A 16,190-nucleotide genomic window follows, 5' to 3' on the forward strand; every position below is an offset into this window, starting at 1 on the left:
CTACCCGCGCCGGTAGGCTTGCGGTCATGGCTATTCTCCCAATCACCATCTGCGGCGAGCCCGTGCTGCACCGCCCGGCCGCACCCGTGACCGAGTTCGACGCTCAGCTGCGCACGCTCGTCGACAACATGTTCGAGACGACAGTCGCGGCCCCCGGCGTGGGCCTCGCGGCCCCGCAGGTGGGCGTTGGGCAGCGCATCTTTGTGTGGATGTATGAGGATCAGGATGAGGCGCCGGCAGAGGGCGTGGCGATCAACCCCGAGCTGTGGATCGCGCCGCTCGAGCCTGGCCTGCCAGAGGAAGACGAGGTCGAGGGCTGCCTCTCCTTCCCTGGCGAGCGCTTCGCGCTGCGCCGCTCGCCGCGGGCGCTCTTGCGCGCGCAAGACATCGACGGCAAGCCGTTCGAGGTCGAGGCGAGCGGCTGGTTCGCGCGCATCATGCAGCACGAGTACGACCACCTCAACGGGTTGCTCTACGTCGACCGGCTCGTGCACCCCGAGAATCGCGCGGCGCAGAAGATTCAGCGCAAGCGCGGCTGGGGCGTGCCCGGGCTGAGCTGGCTGCCGGGCGTCGACGATCTCGAGGGCGAGTAGCGGCGGGGCAATCGGCCGACAGCGGCGCAGCAATCGGCCGACAGCGGCGCAGCTAGCGGCCGACAGCGGCGCAGCTAACGGCCGACAGCGGCGCAGCTAGCGACCGCTACGGCTTGCTGAGCGCGGCCGTTGGTTTCGCGGTCACGACCCAGCCGAGCGCCGCCACCGTGAGGAGCGCTGCGGTGAGCCCGAAGGCCCAGCCGAACCCCGCGACGTCGACGATTGCCCCCGCGATCAGCGGGCCGAGCACACCGCCGAGGTCTGACGCCATCGAATAGCTGGAGACAACCTGCCCGCCGCGACGCTGGCCGAGCACATCGGCGAGCACGGCTTGGTGGCCGGGGTTCGCGAGGGCCGATCCGATACCGGCCACGGCGGTGACCCCCATTGCGATCCACAGCGAGCCCGAGAAAGGGAACGCGAGGAACGCGGCGGCGAGCACGCTGAGCCCCGTGATGAGCAGCGGCGCCCTGCCGAACGTGTCGCTCCATCTACCGGCCGGGAAGATGAAGAGCGCGTTGCCCGCGGCGTAGGCGGCGAGCACCCACGCGGCCGTGGTGGCGTCGCCAGCAAACACGACCGCGACGAAGATGGGAATCAGCGAGACGCGCACCCCGAAAGACGTCCACCCAAACGCGAACGCCGACACCAGCAGCGAGCGGTATGTTGGCAGCCGGAGCGCCTCGCGGAGCCCGAGCTCGTCTCCCTGGCCCTGCGACCCGCGCGCACCCTGGGGCCGCGCGTGCTTGCTGCGAAGCGCGATCGTCACGACGATCACGGCGGCGACGAGGGTGAAAAAGTAGAAGACAAACGGGGCGCGAATGCCGAACCCCGCGACGATGCCGCCGAGCACGGGGCCGAGTAGCCCGCCGAATAGAAAGCTTGCTGCGTTGATGCTCGCGACGCGCGCGCGGCCCTGCGGCGGGCTCGCCTCGACGAGCAGCGCGGTTGCGGCGATCGTGAACATCGCAGACCCGAGCCCGCCGAGCCCGCGCAGAACGAGAAACTGAGGGTAGTTCATTGCGAACGCGGCCGCGCCGGTTGAAGCGGCGACGACGAGCAGCCCCGTCGTGTAGGTGAAACGCTCCCCGAAGCGGTTCACAACCCAGCCAGCCAGGGGGGCGCCAACGAGACGCATGAGCGCGAAGGCGCTCACAATCGCCGAGGCTGCAAACGTGCTCACCTCAAACTCGAGCGCGAACTGCGGGATGGCCGGTGCGACAACGCCGTAGCCGAGTGCGACCGTGAAACCACCCGCTACCAGGGCCCAAACCTCGAAGGGGAGCCGCGCCTGTTTCGGCTGATTGGCGGGTAGTTTGGGCACCGAACGAGTCTATCTCGCCCGCGATCGACCGCGATCGCCCGCGATCGCCCGCGACCCCCGCGATCGACCGCGCCCCGCGCCCCGCGATCGCCCGCGATCGCCCGCGATCGCCCGCGGCTTCGGGGCACCATGCCAGGTCGGCAGTTTTTGGCTAAGCTAGTGAGCGACAGTGCCGCAGGGACGACCCTGCGGCTGTGTGCTGAGTGGGGACGGCCCCGCGCAAAGGGGAGGCGCGAATATGCCCACCACTTCCGTACTGAAGACCGTGCTGACACCCACAGCGATCGCGAAGCTTGTGCTCGCCTGGGGGAGCGTTGTCGCGCTTGTGCTCGGCGGCAAGGCCCTCGAGGGCGACCTGTCGACGCCGGTGCTCTTCACCGTGCTCGGGCTCATCGTCGCGGTGATCCTCGCGGCGGCCTCGGGCGTCGTGACGGAGGCCGAGCACCTCGCCGAGAAGCTTGGCGACCCCTACGGCACACTCGTGCTCACGCTGTCGATCGTGCTCATCGAGGTGATCCTCATCTCGGCCGTCATGCTCGGCCCTGGGGAGCACGCGACGATCGCGCGCGACTCCGTGATGGCAGTGTCGATGATCATCTTGAACCTCGTTGTCGGCGTTTCGTTGCTCGTCGGTGGCCTCAAGCACAGCAATCTGCGGCCAAATAAGACCGGCGTGTCTGCCTACCTTTCGCTGCTTGTGGTGCTTGTGACCGTGGCGTTCGCGTTGCCTGCGCTCATCGGCACCGCGGGGTCGTATACGAGCGCCCAGGCGATCCCGATCGTCGCGCTCACGGTCGTGCTCTACGCGTTCTTCCTCGCGCGCCAAATGGGCGCCCAGCGTGCCGACTTCCAAGAAGTTGCGACCGGTGATGCGGAGGTCACCGTGGTGCGCGGTGGGGGCGGATCCGCGACCGCAGCTGAGCCCACCAGTCGACTGGCCGATGCGCTCGCTCACCACCGGCCCGAGCTCATCGGCCGCTCACTGCTGCTCGTCGCCATGGTCGTGCCGATTGTGCTGCTCTCGCACGACATGGCGTCGCTGCTCGACGACGGCCTCGACCGGCTCGGGGCCCCGGTCGCCCTGTCGGGGATCCTCATCGCCATGATCGTGTTCCTGCCCGAGACGATCACCGCGATCCGCGCGGCGCTCGCCGGCGAGATTCAGCGCGTGAGCAATCTCTGCCACGGCGCACTCGTGTCGACCGTTGGGCTCACGATCCCCGCGGTGCTCACGATCGGGCTGCTCACCGGGCAGACAGTGACGCTCGGCGAGGGGCCGACGAACCTCGTGCTCCTCGCTGTCTCGCTGCTGCTCACGATGACGACGTTCACCGGGCGCCGCGTCACCGCGATGCACGGGGCCGCGCACCTGTTCGTCTTCGTGCTGTACGGGCTCACCGTGTTCCAGTAGGAGGCGCGCGCGGCGTGGCCGAGCGGCCGAGCGGCCGAGACGCTGCGCGGCCGAGACGCCGAGCCCTCCGCTGGCTTCCTCCGGAGAATCTGCGGAGAATTTCGCGGGGCTGCATGCTCGGGGCGAATACTCCCTAAACTGGAAGACCCGACCCGAAAGGAATGCGAAGCATGGGTTTTTTCACGAAGGACGCCCCCGTCCCCGCAGCCGGGGGCGCGCTGAAGCCGCTCTCGAAAGACCGTATTAAGCACGCTCTCGAGCAGGCCGGCTGGTCGTACAACGTTGACTCCGACGGCGATATCGGCGGCGGTTGGGAGTACGGCTCGTTCTACTTCTTCGTGAACGGTGAGAACGATGAGCTGCTGTGCGTGCGCGGCTTCTGGCGCGGTGAGCTCGCCGAGGCCGACTACCTCAAGGCGCTCGAGTCGGTGAACGACTGGAACCGCGAAAAGCTCTGGCCGAAGATGTACGTCGCGCGCGACGACTCGGGCAACGTTCGAGTCAACGCCGAGCTCAACGTTGACTACGAACACGGTCTGACCGACGAGCAGCTCTCGCAGCATCTGCTCTGCGTCGTGAACACGAGCATGTCGGCGTTCGAGAAGCTCAACGAGATCTTCCCCGAGGCGTGGGAGAAGGCGAAGCCGCAGGAGTAACCTGCCAACCGCGATTGCGTGCGTAGCCCACCGGCCTCGCACGCAATCGCGCAACGAAACCACCACGCAATCCCGCCTCCAAGGCCGCTCACCGCATCGCAAGGAATACTGTGTCCGAACGCTTCCAAGTTGACCTCACCGGAATGGTCGACCTGCTCTCCAGGCACCTGTACTCCGGGCCGCAGGTGTACCTGCGTGAGCTGATTCAGAACGCCGTCGACGCGGTCACCGCGCGGGCCGCGCTCGATCCGGCCGCGCCGGTGCAGATTCGGTTGCGCACGTCAACCGATGCCGCCGGGGCGGCCACCCTTGAGGTGTCTGACACCGGTATCGGGCTCACCGCCGACGAGGCGACCGAGTTGCTCGCAACGATCGGGCGCTCCTCGAAGCGTGACCAGGCGCTGGGAACAGGCAGGGCTGAGTTCATCGGTCAGTTCGGCATCGGTATGCTCGCGGCGTTCATGGTCGCCGAGCAGATCGAATTCACCTCGCGTTCCGTGAAAGTCGACGCGACAGCGATCAGGTGGCAGGGGCGCGCTGACGGCACGTTCGATGTGACCGAGCTACCAGAGGCTGGCGCCGAGATCCCCATTGGCACGACCGTGCGTCTCACGGCGCGGCGCGACACCGCGCACTGGCTCGCGAACGACACGGTGCTCAGTCTCGCCCGCGAGTACGGGTCGCTGCTGCCGTTCGATGTCGCCGTCAGCGTGCCTATCGAGGGCGGCGCCGGGTCGGGCGGCGCGGCGACGGGCGGGGGCGACGCCGGTGGTGCCCGCGACGCCGTGAACGAAGCTCACACGTGGCGCCGCGTCACTGAGCCCGAGCTGCCCTGGTTGGTCGAGCAGCCAAGCGGATCCGCTCGCTCCCGGGCGCTCACCGACTACTGCGAACGCACCTTCGGGTTCACCCCGCTCGGGCACATCGACCTGAACCTGCCGGTGGCCGGCGTCACCGGCGTCGCGTTCATTCTGCCGCAGGCCGTGACCCCGGGCTCGGGCCAGCACCGCGTCTACATGAAGCGCATGCTGCTGAGCGCTCGCACCGAGAAGGTGCTGCCCGAGTGGGCGTTTTTCGTGCGCGCGGTCATCGACAGCGACACGCTCTCGCCGACCGCCTCGCGCGAGCAACTGCACGACGACGAGATTCTGCTCGGCGTGCGCGACGCGCTTGGCGAGCAGATCAAGCGCTGGGCGCTCGACACGCTGCGCAGCCCGAGCATGCTCACGCAGAAGGTGCTGCAGACGCACCACCTGGCTTTGCGGGCGATTGCGCTCACCGACCCCGACATGCTTACGCTCGTCTCCGAGGTGCTGCCGTTCGAGACGAGCGACGGGCCGATGACGCTCGCCGCCGTCGCTGAGCTCGGTGAACTCGTCTACACATCGACAACCGAGGCGTTCCAGCGGGTCGCCGCGGTTGCGCGCGCGCAGGGTCTTGTCGTCGTGAACGCCGGCTACGTGTACGACTCCGACCTGCTCGCGAAGCTCGCCGCAAGGCCCGGTTGGAACGTGCGTGAGCTGACGTCGGCAGACCTCGTGCAGGTGCTCGGCATGCCAGGAGTCGAGCGTGAGATGGCGGCCGCTGGCGCGCTGAGCGTCGCCCGCGGCATTCTCGCCGACGAAGACTGCGACGCAATCTTGCGCACCTTCGAGCCCGAGACGGTGCCCGCGGTGCTTCTTCGTGATTCCGAGGGCGAGCACAGGCGCGAGCTCGACCGCGAGCGCTCCGAGAAGCCCGACCTCTGGGACGGCCTGCTCGACTCCTTCGCGGGCGAGGCCCAGGGCCGCACGCGCACGCTCGTGCTCAACGACCGGTCGCCGGTCGCCCGCCGACTCCTCGCGGCTCCGAGCGGCGCTGTGTTTGATGCGGGGCTGCGCTCGCTGTATCTTTCTGCCGTGATGCTTGCGGGCGAGGGGCTCCGCTCCGCGGAATCGGCCGCGCTGTCCGACTCGCTCGGGGTGCTGCTCGACGCCGCGCTCGCAGCGCCAACGCCCGGCCGGCCCGGCCCCGACACCGCTCACCCCGACTCCTGAGGATCGCCATGTCTGACGCCAAAGAACTCCACAACATCAGGCGCATGCCCTACGGCACGGCCCGAACGGCTGCCGCCGAGGCAGCGGCCCGCAAGATCGAGGCCGACGGCCCCAGAGAGTTGCTTCCCGAGGCGCTGCTCGACCTCGTCGAGGCCTACACCTTTGGCGGCGAGGGCGCCAAGTCGTTTGTGGTGTTCGCCCGCGCGCTTAGGCTGTGGGATGCGAGCCCGGAGCTGTTCGACGCGAGCGACGAACACAACCTGTTCTGGGAGTTCAAGTGGGTCGCAAGCGACCTCGCAGACTACCCGCAGATCACCGCGCCGCAGGCCGAGGCATTCCTCGACGACATGCAGCGCCGCTTCGAGCTGCAGGGCAGCGGCACCTCAGCGGTGTTGGCGTCGCGCTTCGCCTGGGCCTGGCAATCGGGCGCGAGCGATGCAGAGGAGCGGCGGCTGCAGTGGATCACGAGCCCGCGCGACAGCTTCGATGACTGCCACGCCTGCGTGATTGGCCGCCAGACCGATTTCTTTATCGAGCAGGGGCGCTTCGAGGAGGCGCTTGCGCTGGGCGCCACACAAGACGGCAAGTGCAACATCGAGCCGGCGAAGACGTTCCACGCGACTGCGCTCGCCGCGCTGAGCCTGGGCAAACCCGAAGCGGCGCTCGAGTACCACCACCGTGCGGCGGCGAGCGAGACCGTCGGCAATCGCGACCTCGCATCGTCTCGAGGTCAGAGCTTCGAGCTGCTCGCGCGCGGCGGCCAGCTCGAGCGCGCTCTTCGAGAGCTGCGCGGCGACTACCGCGAGCTCATCACCGACCCGCCGTCGCCGCTCGCGCACCTCAGGTTCTTGCTTGGCTTCCTCGCCGGGCTGTCGGCGAACCTCGACAGCGGCGAGCAATCGAGTGGCATTACCCTGCCGGGCATCGGGGGTGCTGGCACGAGCGGCAACGACGCATCGGTCGCAGAGCTGCATGCATGGGCGGCCGACCAGGCTCGCGCGTACGCGGTCGCCTTCGACGCCCGCTCGGGCTCGAGCTACTACGGCGAGCTTGTCGACCGCGCCCTCGCCGCGACCCAGTCGAGCGCCTCGCTGCGTTTCGGCTCCGGCTACGGGGCGACCGTCGCCGCGGCGGGCTCAGGCGAGGCGGCGGCCGGAGAGCAACCCGCCGGGGCGCTGGCCGCCGGGGCGCCGGCCGCGGGTGGCGAGACGCTGAACGAGCGTGCTGCGGCCGCTGCCGGTGCACCGAAGCCCTCCGGGCTCGCGAAACTGTGGAGCAAACTCACCGACAAAGCCGCTCCCTCGGGCGATGCCCAGCCGGGCGCTGAGCCAGCTGCCGACGCCGCATCGGCGACCTCGGCGCTGCTCGCACGGGCCGAGGAGTCGGTGGCGCGGAAGGAGTATGCCGCCGCTGCCCGCGACTACGCGGCAGCGGTCGCCCCGCTCGAGGCCGCGGGCTGGCTCGAGCGCGCGGGTCTTGCCGCGGCTGAGGCCGCGCAGTCGGCGGCGCTCGATCGCGACGAGGATGCCGCGCACGCGCTGTTCTCGCGCGCCCTTCCGCTGCTGCGATCGGGCGGGGCAGACGCGGGCACGCTCGCCGCTGTGCTCGCGGCGTGGGCGCCGGTCGCGGCCCGAATGAACGACGCCGAGACACAGATTCGGGCGACCGCCGCCGCGCTCGACGCGCACCCGGAGTTCGATGCGGGCGGGCTGACTGACGAGCTCGCCGAGCGGCGCCAGCGCGAGTGGGCAACCGAGCGCGCGACGCTGCGCGATACCCTCGCGAGGTCACTCGCTGCGACCCGCGGTCGCTCGTTCGGAGACGGGCTCGATAGCGACAGGGCCGCGGCAGAGGCTCTGCGCGCGGGCGAGGAGTTCGCGCGACTCGGGCTGCTCGCAGACGCCTCGCACGCGTTCTGGCTCGCGGGCAAGATTCACCTCGATCGCGGCGACACTGATGCTGCCGTGTGGGGCCTCGAGTCGGCGGTCGAGGGGTTCGCCGCCGCGAAGAAACGCAAGGAGCGGGTCGCCGCGGCGGGGGAGCTCATCAAGCTGTTCAAGGAGACCGGTCAGACCGAGCGCGCTCAGGCCGTCGTCGCCGGGCTGTCAAGCTAGCGGGGCGGATCCGCGGAGTTCACGCTGCGGGCACGCACGTTAGCGGGGCGGATCCGCGGGCGTCACGCCGCGGGCCCCTCGACGGGCGTGTGGGCAAACCGGTGCATGGCCTCGTCGCCCTCGCCATCGAGCCCCTCGTATGCCCAGCCGATTGCGGCAAAGAACGCGCGGGCACCGCTGTTGTCTCGGTCGACAAAAGCAACCCAGGATCGCGTCGGCGGGTGGCCAGGCCAGGCGATCGCCGCATCGATCGCGCTGCGCCCAAGCCCGTAGCCGCGCCTCGCCGGGTCGATTGCAAGGTCGGTGATGCCGTGACCGTTGCCGCCGGCATCGGCCGACCCGCCACTGGCGTCGATACCCGGCACAGCGCCTGCGGCGGGCGCGTCGCCCCACACCACGCCAACGAGCGCAATCGGTGCGGGCAGACCCGTTGCCGGGTGCGGCGCCTCGATGACGAGCTCGACGCCGTCGGTCTCTGCGAGCACGTGCTCGAGCCAGTCGGTGTCGAGCGGGCCGAGCTCGCGGTCAAGCGTTTCGTCTTCGAACCACCGTTGAACCCAGGCCCAGTCGGCGCGCTCCATTCGCCGCGCGACCGCGCCGCCCGCGGCTGCGTGTTCACTGTGCATCGTTGCCATGCTCCCGAATCTAGCAGGTCAGCAGCGGTTTTCGTGCGGACCATCTGCGAGGCTGCCGCCCAGGCGAGTGCACGTCGACCCTAGCCAAATATGCATTGCCGGGGTATATTCGCTGCAAATCATTCGTGTTCTAAATGTGTGACCTATTCACCAGGAGGGCGCCCGGCAGAGGCCGCCCATGAGGGAGACTCCATGCGAACGCTTCACCGGGCCAGCGGCCTGACGCTCGTTGCCGCGCTGCTCGTCGCCGGCGGCCTATCGGTCGCGTCGCCGGCTCAGGCGGCAACTGACGTTACCGTGTCGATCGCGACGAGGGCGACGGGCGCTGAGATCGAGTCGACGAACGGCGTGCTCTATTTCGACTCGGCGAAGGGCGACACGGCAGACACCGCCTACCAGATCGCCTACGAGGGCACGCTCGACATGGCAACGGTGTGGTCGAACTACGAATTCGCCCGTTCCTTCTACATCGCGACACAGATGATCAAGGGAATGTCTCACGATCAAGCTACGGAGCGCTGGGAGCGGTTCGAGGTGGTCGGGGGCTTCGAGATCGGCTTCACCGTCGACCCCGCGTACACGACAGTCGACCCAGCGTTTATGTCGTGCGACACGCTGCAGCAGCAGTACGAGCTGCAGAACTCAGGCGACTTCCCGAAACTGATGACGTGCCAGAGCGTCACCTACGACGGGGCAACCGGCGCCTACGTCGCGAAGTTCGCGACGGTACACACCGATGGCAGCCCCACGACGACGAAGGAGCTCGATGCCGCTGCCGCACAGCCGACCAAGCTGCTGCTCTCGACCCCTCAGGGGTCGCTCTTCGTGCAGCAGTCTGATTTCGTGCCGGGCGAGAGTTTCTCAATGATCAACCCGTATGTGAAGGGCTCGCTGACGCTGAAAGAGCTGTTCGTCGATCAGCTGCCGATCAACTTCGCCTCGAACTCGGCGGCAGCGGTGCCGCTCGAAATGGTGCACACCTACAACGCGAACTACGCGTTTGCCTCTGCGACAGGGGGCAAGGAACTGCCTGCGGGCGTGCTCGAGCTGCAGCCGCGCAGGCAGACCTCGGTGAAAGACGGCGAGACCGTCACCGCGCCGCAGCCAGCGTCGACAATGGTGCTAGACGGCGATCGCGGCACGTGGCTCTTCGACGGCTGGCAGCCGCCGAGCGCCACCGCGGCAGGAGGCGATCTCGCCTTCGTTGGCTACTGGTCGTATCACGTCAACCCCGACGCGAAGTTCGGCGTGCGATACGAGTTCGTCGACCGCGACGGCGGGGCGCTCCCCGACGCGGTGACCGAGCTGCTGCCGCCGCCAGCCGCAGCGATGCAGGGCGAGACGGTCGCTGCCGCGCCGCCCGCCAAAGAGCGAGTGGTGATCGAAACCACCGCCCAGGGCAAGCGCACAACCACGACCTGGGTGTTCGACGGCTGGGACGCGCCGAGCGCCACGGTCGACGGTGCCAACGTCGTGTTCACCGGCACGTGGAGCAGCACCGTGAAGACTGTGCCGGTCACGCCTCCCGAGGAGGGCGGCCAGAAGGGCCCCGGAACGCACGCGCCCGGCACGCTTGCGACATCGGGCACCGAGGGGAGCGGCGCGATCGTCACGCTCGTCGCGATGCTGTGCGCAGGCCTCGCCCTCGCGGGGGTCGGGGTTGCCGCGCGATTGCGGCGGTCCTAGCGTGAGCCGGGTTGCCGCTCGGTCGCGGCGGCCATAGCGGGCGCGGGATCGGAGCGGGGCTGCGGGTAGGCTAGACACCGTACAGCCCCGCGCCGCCTGCGCCGCAGCGCCGGGGGAGAATAACTCACTGAACGGGGTGCGCGGCTATCGTAGAGCACTCGCCAGCGCCCGCGGAGGTCACGTGGGCCGGCCCGCACGGGGCCGAGTCGGCGGCCTGGCTGTCGGCGAACGCCAGGCCCGCGCCCGCCGCCGTCGTGGCTGTCGACGACACCCTCACCGCCGATCGGGCGATCTCGCTCGCCTCCCGGGGAACCGCGATGCTCTGGCTCGGCGACTACCACGGTGCGAAACAGCTGCTCGGCGCGATTGGCCGGCGCCTCACGAAACGCCGCGGCAAGCCCGCTCGGCGCGGCTCCAGGCCCGCGGCCCGGGGCGGCGGAGCAGGGGGCACTGCGGAGGAGTTTTACAGGATTCGGCAGGCGCGCGCCCAGCGCTCGCGGATCCTCTCGCTGATCCTCATTCCCCTCGACCTGCCGGCCGGGGGTAGCGCGACGATCCCGCTCCCGCGCGCCCCCGAGATTGGCGCCGCGATCGCGTTCGCGTACGGCGAGGCGGCCGCGGTAGGGGCCCGGCGCGCGGTCGTCAGCCTGCAAGAGCTCGTCGGTGTGCTGAGCGCCCACCAGTGGTATGTGAACGGCGTCGAGGTTCCGAGCCTTGGGGCCAAGATCCACCCCCACTACGGCACGTTCATGCCGACGCGCCACGAGTACGTCGACCTTGTGGCCGCAGCGCCCTTGCCCGGGCGCGATCTCGCGTTCGACATCGGCACCGGCACCGGCGTGCTCGCCGCAGTGCTCGCGAGGCGGGGCGTGCGCCGCGTCGTCGGCACAGACCTGCACCAGCGGGCCGTCGACTGCGCGACCGAGAACTTCGAGCGCCTGGGCGTCTCGGGCGTCGCCGAGGCGCGCGTCTGCGACATGTTCCCTGAGGGTCGGGCTTCGCTCGTCGTGTGCAACCCGCCGTGGCTCCCGGGGAGCGCGGCAACCTCGCTCGACGCGGCAATCTACGACCCGGGCAGCCAGATGCTGCTGAGCTTCCTTGGTGGCCTGCCAGACCACCTCGTGGAGGGCGGCGAGGGCTGGCTCGTCATCTCAGACCTCGCGGAGCTGCTCGGCCTGCGCACGCGCGAGATGCTGCTCGACGCGATCGCGCGCGCGGGGCTTGTCGTGGTGGATCGGCTCGACACCTCACCGACCCACGCTCGTGCGGCCGACACCGACGACGTGCTGCACGCCGCGCGCTCCCGCGAGGTCACCTCGCTCTGGCGGCTCCGCGTCGCGTAGCTTGGAGCCGCTGAACATCTCGTACGAGCTGTTTGTAGATCACGAAGACCCGGGCCACTTCATTTTCGTCGAGGAGTGGCCCGACCGCGCGGCGCTCGATGCGCACTGCGCGACCGAGCACTTCACCAGGCTCGTGCCCCAGATCGACGCGCACCAGCGCGCCCGCGACACCTACATTCAGATGCGCCGGGTGTTCCCAGCAGAGGGCTGATCGTTCGCGAGCGGCGACCCCTCGCGCGGCCATGGGGCGACGACGCGGCGTGAGCGGAGCGCTCAGGCCTTACCGCCGTCGAGGCATACCGATGATAAAGCCCGCGACGGCGCCGAGCGCAAGCCCGAGCGCGGCGCCGATGGCGAGGCTACCGGCGAGAGCGCCGATGCCTGCTCCGATCGCGGCACCGACGAGTATTCCGGCGACCGTCCAGCCCATCGAGGCGTTCATGAGTGGGTTGTTGTTCTGGTTCATGCCACCCAAGGTACGGCGCGCGCCCCGCGCGCACTTCCCCTTCTCGGGGGAGATCTCGGCGCCTGTGTGGCGGGCCGCACCCCCGCGTGGGGGAGCCCCAGCCAGGCGGGGCGCTCGCGGCGCCCTTGGGGCGTCAGTTGTCGAACGCCGGGGCGGTCGCCGAGCAGGTCACGGTGCCGCCCGGCTCACCGGTCTCGTTGGCGATCGCGCGTTTGCCGTCGAGCAGAATCTTGCACGTCGCGCGCTCGCCGTCGGCGGCAGTCGCCTCGAGCTTTGCCTCGTCGCCGACGATGACGATCGAATTCGCTGACCAGGTGGCGACGCCATTCTCGCCAGCGGTAGCGGTGACCGAGTCAGCAGAAACGGTCGTGCGCTCCTCTGCGCGGGTCGCCTGGTCGAGGAACGAGACATTGGTCAGCGTTGCAGTGCTCTGCCCCTCGACGGTCACCTCGTAGGTTACCGCCCAGGCATCAGCGGCAGACTTCTGAATCTGCTCGATCGCGCTGCAGCCGGCAAGCGAGGCCCCCAGGGCAAGCGCGGTTGCGATGGTCACGGAGATACGACGGGTTCGTGAGTTGGTGTTCGTCATGTTTCAACTCTCGCTGAACAGGCTGAGCTGCGCATCGCACCGCGGTGCCGCGCGGGTGGTACTGAGGGGCCATCTTTAGCGCCGGTGTCAGCCGCGCGATCGCAGCAGCCCGATTCCGGTGAGCAGCTGCCACGCGAAGAACGCGTAGACTGCCCCGCGCTCGGAGACGCCGTCTGGCACAATGAGGTGACCGATGAGCAGCAGCGCGCTGCCGAATCCGACGGCGCCGAGCACGGGGCCGGCGCGAAGCACCCACCGCGGCAGGCCGAGTGGCCGCAGCGCCCGAGCGGCGAAGATCGCGGCGAGGTTTCCCCCTGCGATCGCGGCGATCGCACCGCCGACGTGTATCGCCATGAGGCCGTTGTCGGCGTTCGTCTGCGAGCCGGGCACCAGGCCGACGAAGACGATGCCGGCCGCGTTGAGTAGCCCGAACCCGAGCCAGAGCCACCGGCTCGCGCCGCGGCCGAGCTGTGGGGCGATAGCGACGATGCCGAGGAAGAACAGCAGCCCCGCGCCGATGAAGCCCGCATTCATGACGGCGTGGGCCTGGGAGTCAAGCAACCTGCCGTCGAACGGCCCGCGCTCGGGCACACCGAGGTCGCTGATATAGAAGGTCGCGTAGCTGTACCCGGGAAAGCTCGCGGCGGCGATGGCCTCGCACAGCACATACCAGACCGGCGCAGCCACCCAGAGGGCACCCGCCCAGCGTCGGGCGTGCGCCTCGGCTGGTGCCCCCGAAGTCTCAGCGCGCTGCGTCGTCACAGGTTGTAGGGCGAGGTCGTCTTGTCGTCTTTCTCGGGGTGACGAACAAGGGCCGGGTCTGACTGGCCCTTGCGCGGGTCGGCGTCGCTCGGCTGAGTGTCGGTCGCACCGTCCATGATCGGCTCGTCGATGGTGCCATTGGGGCTGGCGCCGGTGGCGTTGCTCGCGTGGGTGCTGCCGGTGGTGTCGCTCGCGGGGGTGCTGCCGGTGTGCGCAGTCTGGTCGCTGCGGCGGGTGTCATCTTTCATGGCATTCTCCAATCCGGTTGAGTGCTGCCCACGATACGACCACGGCCTGGGCAGGGGGAGTGCTCCGATCGGGTTCACAGACGACGCCCAGCCAAGCGCCCGGCGACGCGCACCTCCTCCGGGGCGCAGGCGGCCCAGCGCGAAGTCCGTGTCAGTTTCCCCCAAAAAACGGCCGATTCTGCCCCCGAAACCGGGGCAAACTGACACCGAGTTCGGAGCGGTGTCGCGTGCGAGAGCGGGGAGCGGGGCATGGGGAGCGGGGCGTGGGCGTGCGGGGAACGGGCCTGGGCAGAGCGCCCGTCCGGGGCCGGCGCAGGGCGCCGACCCCGGGCCGCAGTATGGTGCCCCCTGCTGGACTCGAACCAGCGACCGACAGATTAGAAGGCTGTTGCTCTATCCACTGAGCTAAGGAGGCGACGTATCGAGATTACTACGTTTGGGCGCCTTCTCGCTCCAGGCCGCCGGCCGCGCCGAGCCCCGGCCGCCGGCTGCCCCGAGCCGAGGACGCCGGCTGCCCCGGGGCCCGGGCGCCCGCTCCTGCGAAGAACCCGGCATTTCGCCACAGGGCAACCGGCGACCTGTTACTGTTTTTCAATCGAGAGTGTTGGGGCAGACGAGATGCTGGGGAGACAAGATGAGTGACAACCCTGTCGTGCCGCCGGTGCTGTATTTCCCGGTTGTGGGGTCGCAGGAGGAGCAGAACCAGGCGTTCGTCGTTCGGAGACTCTCAAACGGGCGCGACGGCCTGCTCGCGTACACGGCCCTCGATCGCCTGGTGAGGAGCTGCGGCGACGCGCAGCCGTGGGTGCTGCTGCCGATCGAGCAGCTCGCGCGCATCGGCGAGGCGCAGCCTTTTGATGTCGTCGCGTTCGACCTCGACGTGCCAGAGACGCAGCGAACCGCGAGCCGGCTGCGATGACCGAGATCTACGTCGACCGCGACGGCATGGAGCGTCGCCTCGGCACCGTGCTCGAGCGCGTTGACGCAGCAGACCGGGCGCTCGGCAAGATGCCAGCGGCGCCAGACGGCGGTATCGCAACCTCGCTGATCGCGTTTATCGCCGGTGCCGGCGCCGAAGCCGCGGTGATTTCGGCCGACCTCGCCCGGCTCCTCAGCGCGGTGACGATCGACGTCGTCGACGATATGGCCGCGACCGACAGCCAGATCGCAGCGGAGCTTCGAGACATGGAACAGGATCTCGAATCGCGATGAGTGTTGACCTGACGATTGCCGGCGACCCGGCTGCGATCCACGCGCTCGCTGACTGGCTCGACTCCGCCAAAGATGCCCTCGTCGAGGTCGACCTTGAGCTTTCCTACGTCGCGGGCGATTCGAACCTCTACCTCGGCGGAGAGGCGGGCAGCGCCTTTCACACCGCCGCGGGCACCGTGCGCGACCGAATGAGCCCCGTCGCCCCGCACCTGGGCAAGGCCGCCGACGTGTTCCACGCCTACGCCACGCGGCTGGAGCGCGGGGTGCGAGACTTCGACTCCTACCTCGAGCAGTGTCGCGAGCAGGGTCTCACGGTCTATGGCAGGGTCGTCACCCGGCCGACGTCGAGCGCCGAGGTGTGCGCCGAGCCGGGCGTCAGCGCCGAGTGGGATCGCTTCGTGTCGCGCTCGCGTACATACAACGACCTCTCGGATCGCGTCGGCACGTGGTGGGGCGAGCTCGAGGTGTGGATCGCCGACAACCTCACCCCGCTTGTGGCCGAGGTCGAGAAGTTCGCAGACCTTGGCGCCGCCTTCGATGGGCTCGCGCAAGACAATGATGATGTGCTGCAGCACGCCTTCACCGGGGCAGATCTGCACCTGAAAGATCGCCTCTCGACGTGGCGCGATACGGCGCAGGCGATGCAGGAGGACGCAGACAAGTTTCAGCGCGGCCTCAGGTCGAAAAACCCGGCGGTGCTGGCCGCCGCCGAGGAGGCGAACCCGCGCGCGATCCGCTCGGCGATGAACGATCTGCTCGACGACATTCACGACGTGAACAAGGTCGGCAAGCTGATTCCAGTGGCCGGCAAGGTGTTTGAGATCGTCAGCGCTGCCGGGGACATTGCCGACGGCGAGCCGGGCTCGTCGGTGCTCGTTGAGGCCTTCGCGGGCGCCGGCGGCGGGGCCGCGGTTGGCGGCACCATCGCAGCGCTCGGGGGCCCGGTCGGCTGGGTCATCGCGGGCGTTGTCGGCGGCGGCATTCTCATCGGCGCCGGCGCGCGCTGGGGCTGGGAGGCGGCGGTTCCCATCGATACCCGCGAAGCAATCGACGGCTGGCTCTACGACGGCACCTCGCTCTGGCAAGGGCCGCAGCTCGCGAAATAGGAACACACA

Annotated in this window: 17 protein-coding genes and 1 tRNA gene; 11 read left to right on the forward strand and 7 right to left on the reverse strand. The window is 69.2% G+C overall.

Features of this window, described 5'->3' with window-relative positions:
- The first annotated feature begins 26 nt into the window (after nt 1-26).
- On the forward strand, nt 27-593 hold the full coding sequence (gene def, locus ABD115_RS04995; protein ID WP_343958825.1) for a peptide deformylase: 567 nt from the start codon (nt 27-29) through the stop codon (nt 591-593).
- Between the two features lie 106 nt (nt 594-699).
- On the opposite strand, the gene ABD115_RS05000 is transcribed toward def, so the two are convergent.
- Nucleotides 700-1,917, reverse strand: coding sequence for an MFS transporter (locus tag ABD115_RS05000; protein WP_343958827.1), 1,218 nt, complete (start codon nt 1,915-1,917; stop codon nt 700-702).
- A gap of 238 nt (nt 1,918-2,155) precedes the next feature.
- On the opposite strand from ABD115_RS05000, the gene ABD115_RS05005 reads away from it, so the two are divergent.
- From ABD115_RS05005 to ABD115_RS05020, 4 genes are all read left to right on the forward strand, one after another.
- Nucleotides 2,156-3,328 (forward strand): calcium:cation antiporter, encoded by a 1,173-nt coding sequence (locus tag ABD115_RS05005; RefSeq protein WP_343958828.1) that lies wholly within the window; start codon nt 2,156-2,158, stop codon nt 3,326-3,328.
- A 170-nt stretch (nt 3,329-3,498) separates the two neighbouring features.
- Complete coding sequence (locus ABD115_RS05010; protein ID WP_343958830.1) at nt 3,499-3,984, forward strand: type III secretion system chaperone family protein; 486 nt, start codon at nt 3,499-3,501, stop codon at nt 3,982-3,984.
- 110 nt (nt 3,985-4,094) lie between these two features.
- Complete coding sequence (locus tag ABD115_RS05015) at nt 4,095-6,020, forward strand: HSP90 family protein (RefSeq protein ID WP_343958832.1); 1,926 nt, start codon at nt 4,095-4,097, stop codon at nt 6,018-6,020.
- An 8-nt stretch (nt 6,021-6,028) separates the two neighbouring features.
- The gene (locus tag ABD115_RS05020; protein ID WP_343958834.1) at nt 6,029-8,134 is read left to right on the forward strand and encodes a hypothetical protein; all 2,106 of its coding nucleotides are present in this window, start codon (nt 6,029-6,031) and stop codon (nt 8,132-8,134) included.
- Between the two features lie 62 nt (nt 8,135-8,196).
- Here ABD115_RS05020 and ABD115_RS05025 read toward each other — a convergent pair whose 3' ends face one another.
- A complete protein-coding gene (locus ABD115_RS05025; RefSeq protein ID WP_343958836.1) occupies nt 8,197-8,769 on the reverse strand; it encodes a GNAT family N-acetyltransferase in 573 nt (190 codons plus the stop codon).
- A gap of 192 nt (nt 8,770-8,961) precedes the next feature.
- Between ABD115_RS05025 and ABD115_RS05030 the strand changes: the two genes are divergently transcribed.
- The 3 genes from ABD115_RS05030 (at nt 8,962) to ABD115_RS05040 (ending at nt 12,009) form a co-directional block, all read left to right on the forward strand.
- The gene (locus tag ABD115_RS05030) at nt 8,962-10,455 is read left to right on the forward strand and encodes an SHIRT domain-containing protein (protein WP_343958838.1); all 1,494 of its coding nucleotides are present in this window, start codon (nt 8,962-8,964) and stop codon (nt 10,453-10,455) included.
- A 254-nt stretch (nt 10,456-10,709) separates the two neighbouring features.
- The gene (locus ABD115_RS05035) at nt 10,710-11,798 is read left to right on the forward strand and encodes a methyltransferase (protein ID WP_343958841.1); all 1,089 of its coding nucleotides are present in this window, start codon (nt 10,710-10,712) and stop codon (nt 11,796-11,798) included.
- Nucleotide 11,799: 1 nt separating this feature from the next.
- A complete protein-coding gene (locus ABD115_RS05040) occupies nt 11,800-12,009 on the forward strand; it encodes a putative quinol monooxygenase (protein WP_343958843.1) in 210 nt (69 codons plus the stop codon).
- A gap of 69 nt (nt 12,010-12,078) precedes the next feature.
- Here ABD115_RS05040 and ABD115_RS05045 read toward each other — a convergent pair whose 3' ends face one another.
- From ABD115_RS05045 to ABD115_RS05065, 5 genes are all read right to left on the reverse strand, one after another.
- Nucleotides 12,079-12,264, reverse strand: a complete 186-nt coding sequence (locus ABD115_RS05045) for a hypothetical protein (RefSeq protein ID WP_343958845.1) — start codon at nt 12,262-12,264, stop codon at nt 12,079-12,081.
- Between the two features lie 133 nt (nt 12,265-12,397).
- Nucleotides 12,398-12,853 carry a hypothetical protein gene (locus tag ABD115_RS05050; RefSeq protein WP_343958848.1) on the reverse strand — a complete coding sequence of 152 codons (456 nt, stop codon included), beginning with the start codon at nt 12,851-12,853 and terminating at the stop codon, nt 12,398-12,400.
- 87 nt (nt 12,854-12,940) lie between these two features.
- Nucleotides 12,941-13,615, reverse strand: a complete 675-nt coding sequence (locus ABD115_RS05055; protein ID WP_343958850.1) for a DUF998 domain-containing protein — start codon at nt 13,613-13,615, stop codon at nt 12,941-12,943.
- A complete protein-coding gene (locus tag ABD115_RS05060) occupies nt 13,612-13,863 on the reverse strand; it encodes a hypothetical protein (protein WP_343958852.1) in 252 nt (83 codons plus the stop codon). Before ABD115_RS05060 ends, ABD115_RS05055 begins: the two co-directional genes overlap by 4 nt.
- A 339-nt stretch (nt 13,864-14,202) precedes the next feature.
- A tRNA-Arg gene (locus ABD115_RS05065) sits at nt 14,203-14,278 on the reverse strand.
- Nucleotides 14,279-14,497: 219 nt separating this feature from the next.
- Between ABD115_RS05065 and ABD115_RS05070 the strand changes: the two genes are divergently transcribed.
- The 3 genes from ABD115_RS05070 to ABD115_RS05080 are packed head-to-tail and all read left to right on the forward strand — an operon-like array spanning nt 14,498 to nt 16,181.
- Nucleotides 14,498-14,782 (forward strand): SAV_915 family protein, encoded by a 285-nt coding sequence (locus ABD115_RS05070; protein ID WP_343958854.1) that lies wholly within the window; start codon nt 14,498-14,500, stop codon nt 14,780-14,782.
- Nucleotides 14,779-15,075, forward strand: a complete 297-nt coding sequence (locus ABD115_RS05075) for a hypothetical protein (RefSeq protein ID WP_343958856.1) — start codon at nt 14,779-14,781, stop codon at nt 15,073-15,075. Before ABD115_RS05070 ends, ABD115_RS05075 begins: the two co-directional genes overlap by 4 nt.
- The gene (locus ABD115_RS05080; protein ID WP_343958858.1) at nt 15,072-16,181 is read left to right on the forward strand and encodes a hypothetical protein; all 1,110 of its coding nucleotides are present in this window, start codon (nt 15,072-15,074) and stop codon (nt 16,179-16,181) included. The genes ABD115_RS05075 and ABD115_RS05080 overlap by 4 nt, the downstream gene beginning before the upstream one ends.
- Nucleotides 16,182-16,190: the final 9 nt, after the last annotated feature.

The organism is Leucobacter albus (assembly GCF_039528015.1).
Classification (GTDB): Bacteria; Actinomycetota; Actinomycetes; order Actinomycetales; family Microbacteriaceae; genus Leucobacter; species Leucobacter albus.

Bases quoted from the DNA above. Each gene is read 5' to 3' on its own strand.
- def (WP_343958825.1), top strand. From the start codon at position 27: ATGGCTATTCTCCCAATCACCATCTGCGGCGAGCCCGTGCTGCACCGC.
- ABD115_RS05005 (WP_343958828.1), top strand. From the start codon at position 2,156: ATGCCCACCACTTCCGTACTGAAGACCGTGCTGACACCCACAGCGATC.
- ABD115_RS05010 (WP_343958830.1), top strand. From the start codon at position 3,499: ATGGGTTTTTTCACGAAGGACGCCCCCGTCCCCGCAGCCGGGGGCGCG.
- ABD115_RS05020 (WP_343958834.1), top strand. From the start codon at position 6,029: ATGTCTGACGCCAAAGAACTCCACAACATCAGGCGCATGCCCTACGGC.
- ABD115_RS05025 (WP_343958836.1), bottom strand. From the start codon at position 8,769: ATGGCAACGATGCACAGTGAACACGCAGCCGCGGGCGGCGCGGTCGCG.
- ABD115_RS05030 (WP_343958838.1), top strand. From the start codon at position 8,962: ATGCGAACGCTTCACCGGGCCAGCGGCCTGACGCTCGTTGCCGCGCTG.
- ABD115_RS05045 (WP_343958845.1), bottom strand. From the start codon at position 12,264: ATGAACCAGAACAACAACCCACTCATGAACGCCTCGATGGGCTGGACG.
- ABD115_RS05050 (WP_343958848.1), bottom strand. From the start codon at position 12,853: ATGACGAACACCAACTCACGAACCCGTCGTATCTCCGTGACCATCGCA.
- ABD115_RS05060 (WP_343958852.1), bottom strand. From the start codon at position 13,863: ATGAAAGATGACACCCGCCGCAGCGACCAGACTGCGCACACCGGCAGC.
- ABD115_RS05070 (WP_343958854.1), top strand. From the start codon at position 14,498: ATGAGTGACAACCCTGTCGTGCCGCCGGTGCTGTATTTCCCGGTTGTG.
- ABD115_RS05075 (WP_343958856.1), top strand. From the start codon at position 14,779: ATGACCGAGATCTACGTCGACCGCGACGGCATGGAGCGTCGCCTCGGC.
- ABD115_RS05080 (WP_343958858.1), top strand. From the start codon at position 15,072: ATGAGTGTTGACCTGACGATTGCCGGCGACCCGGCTGCGATCCACGCG.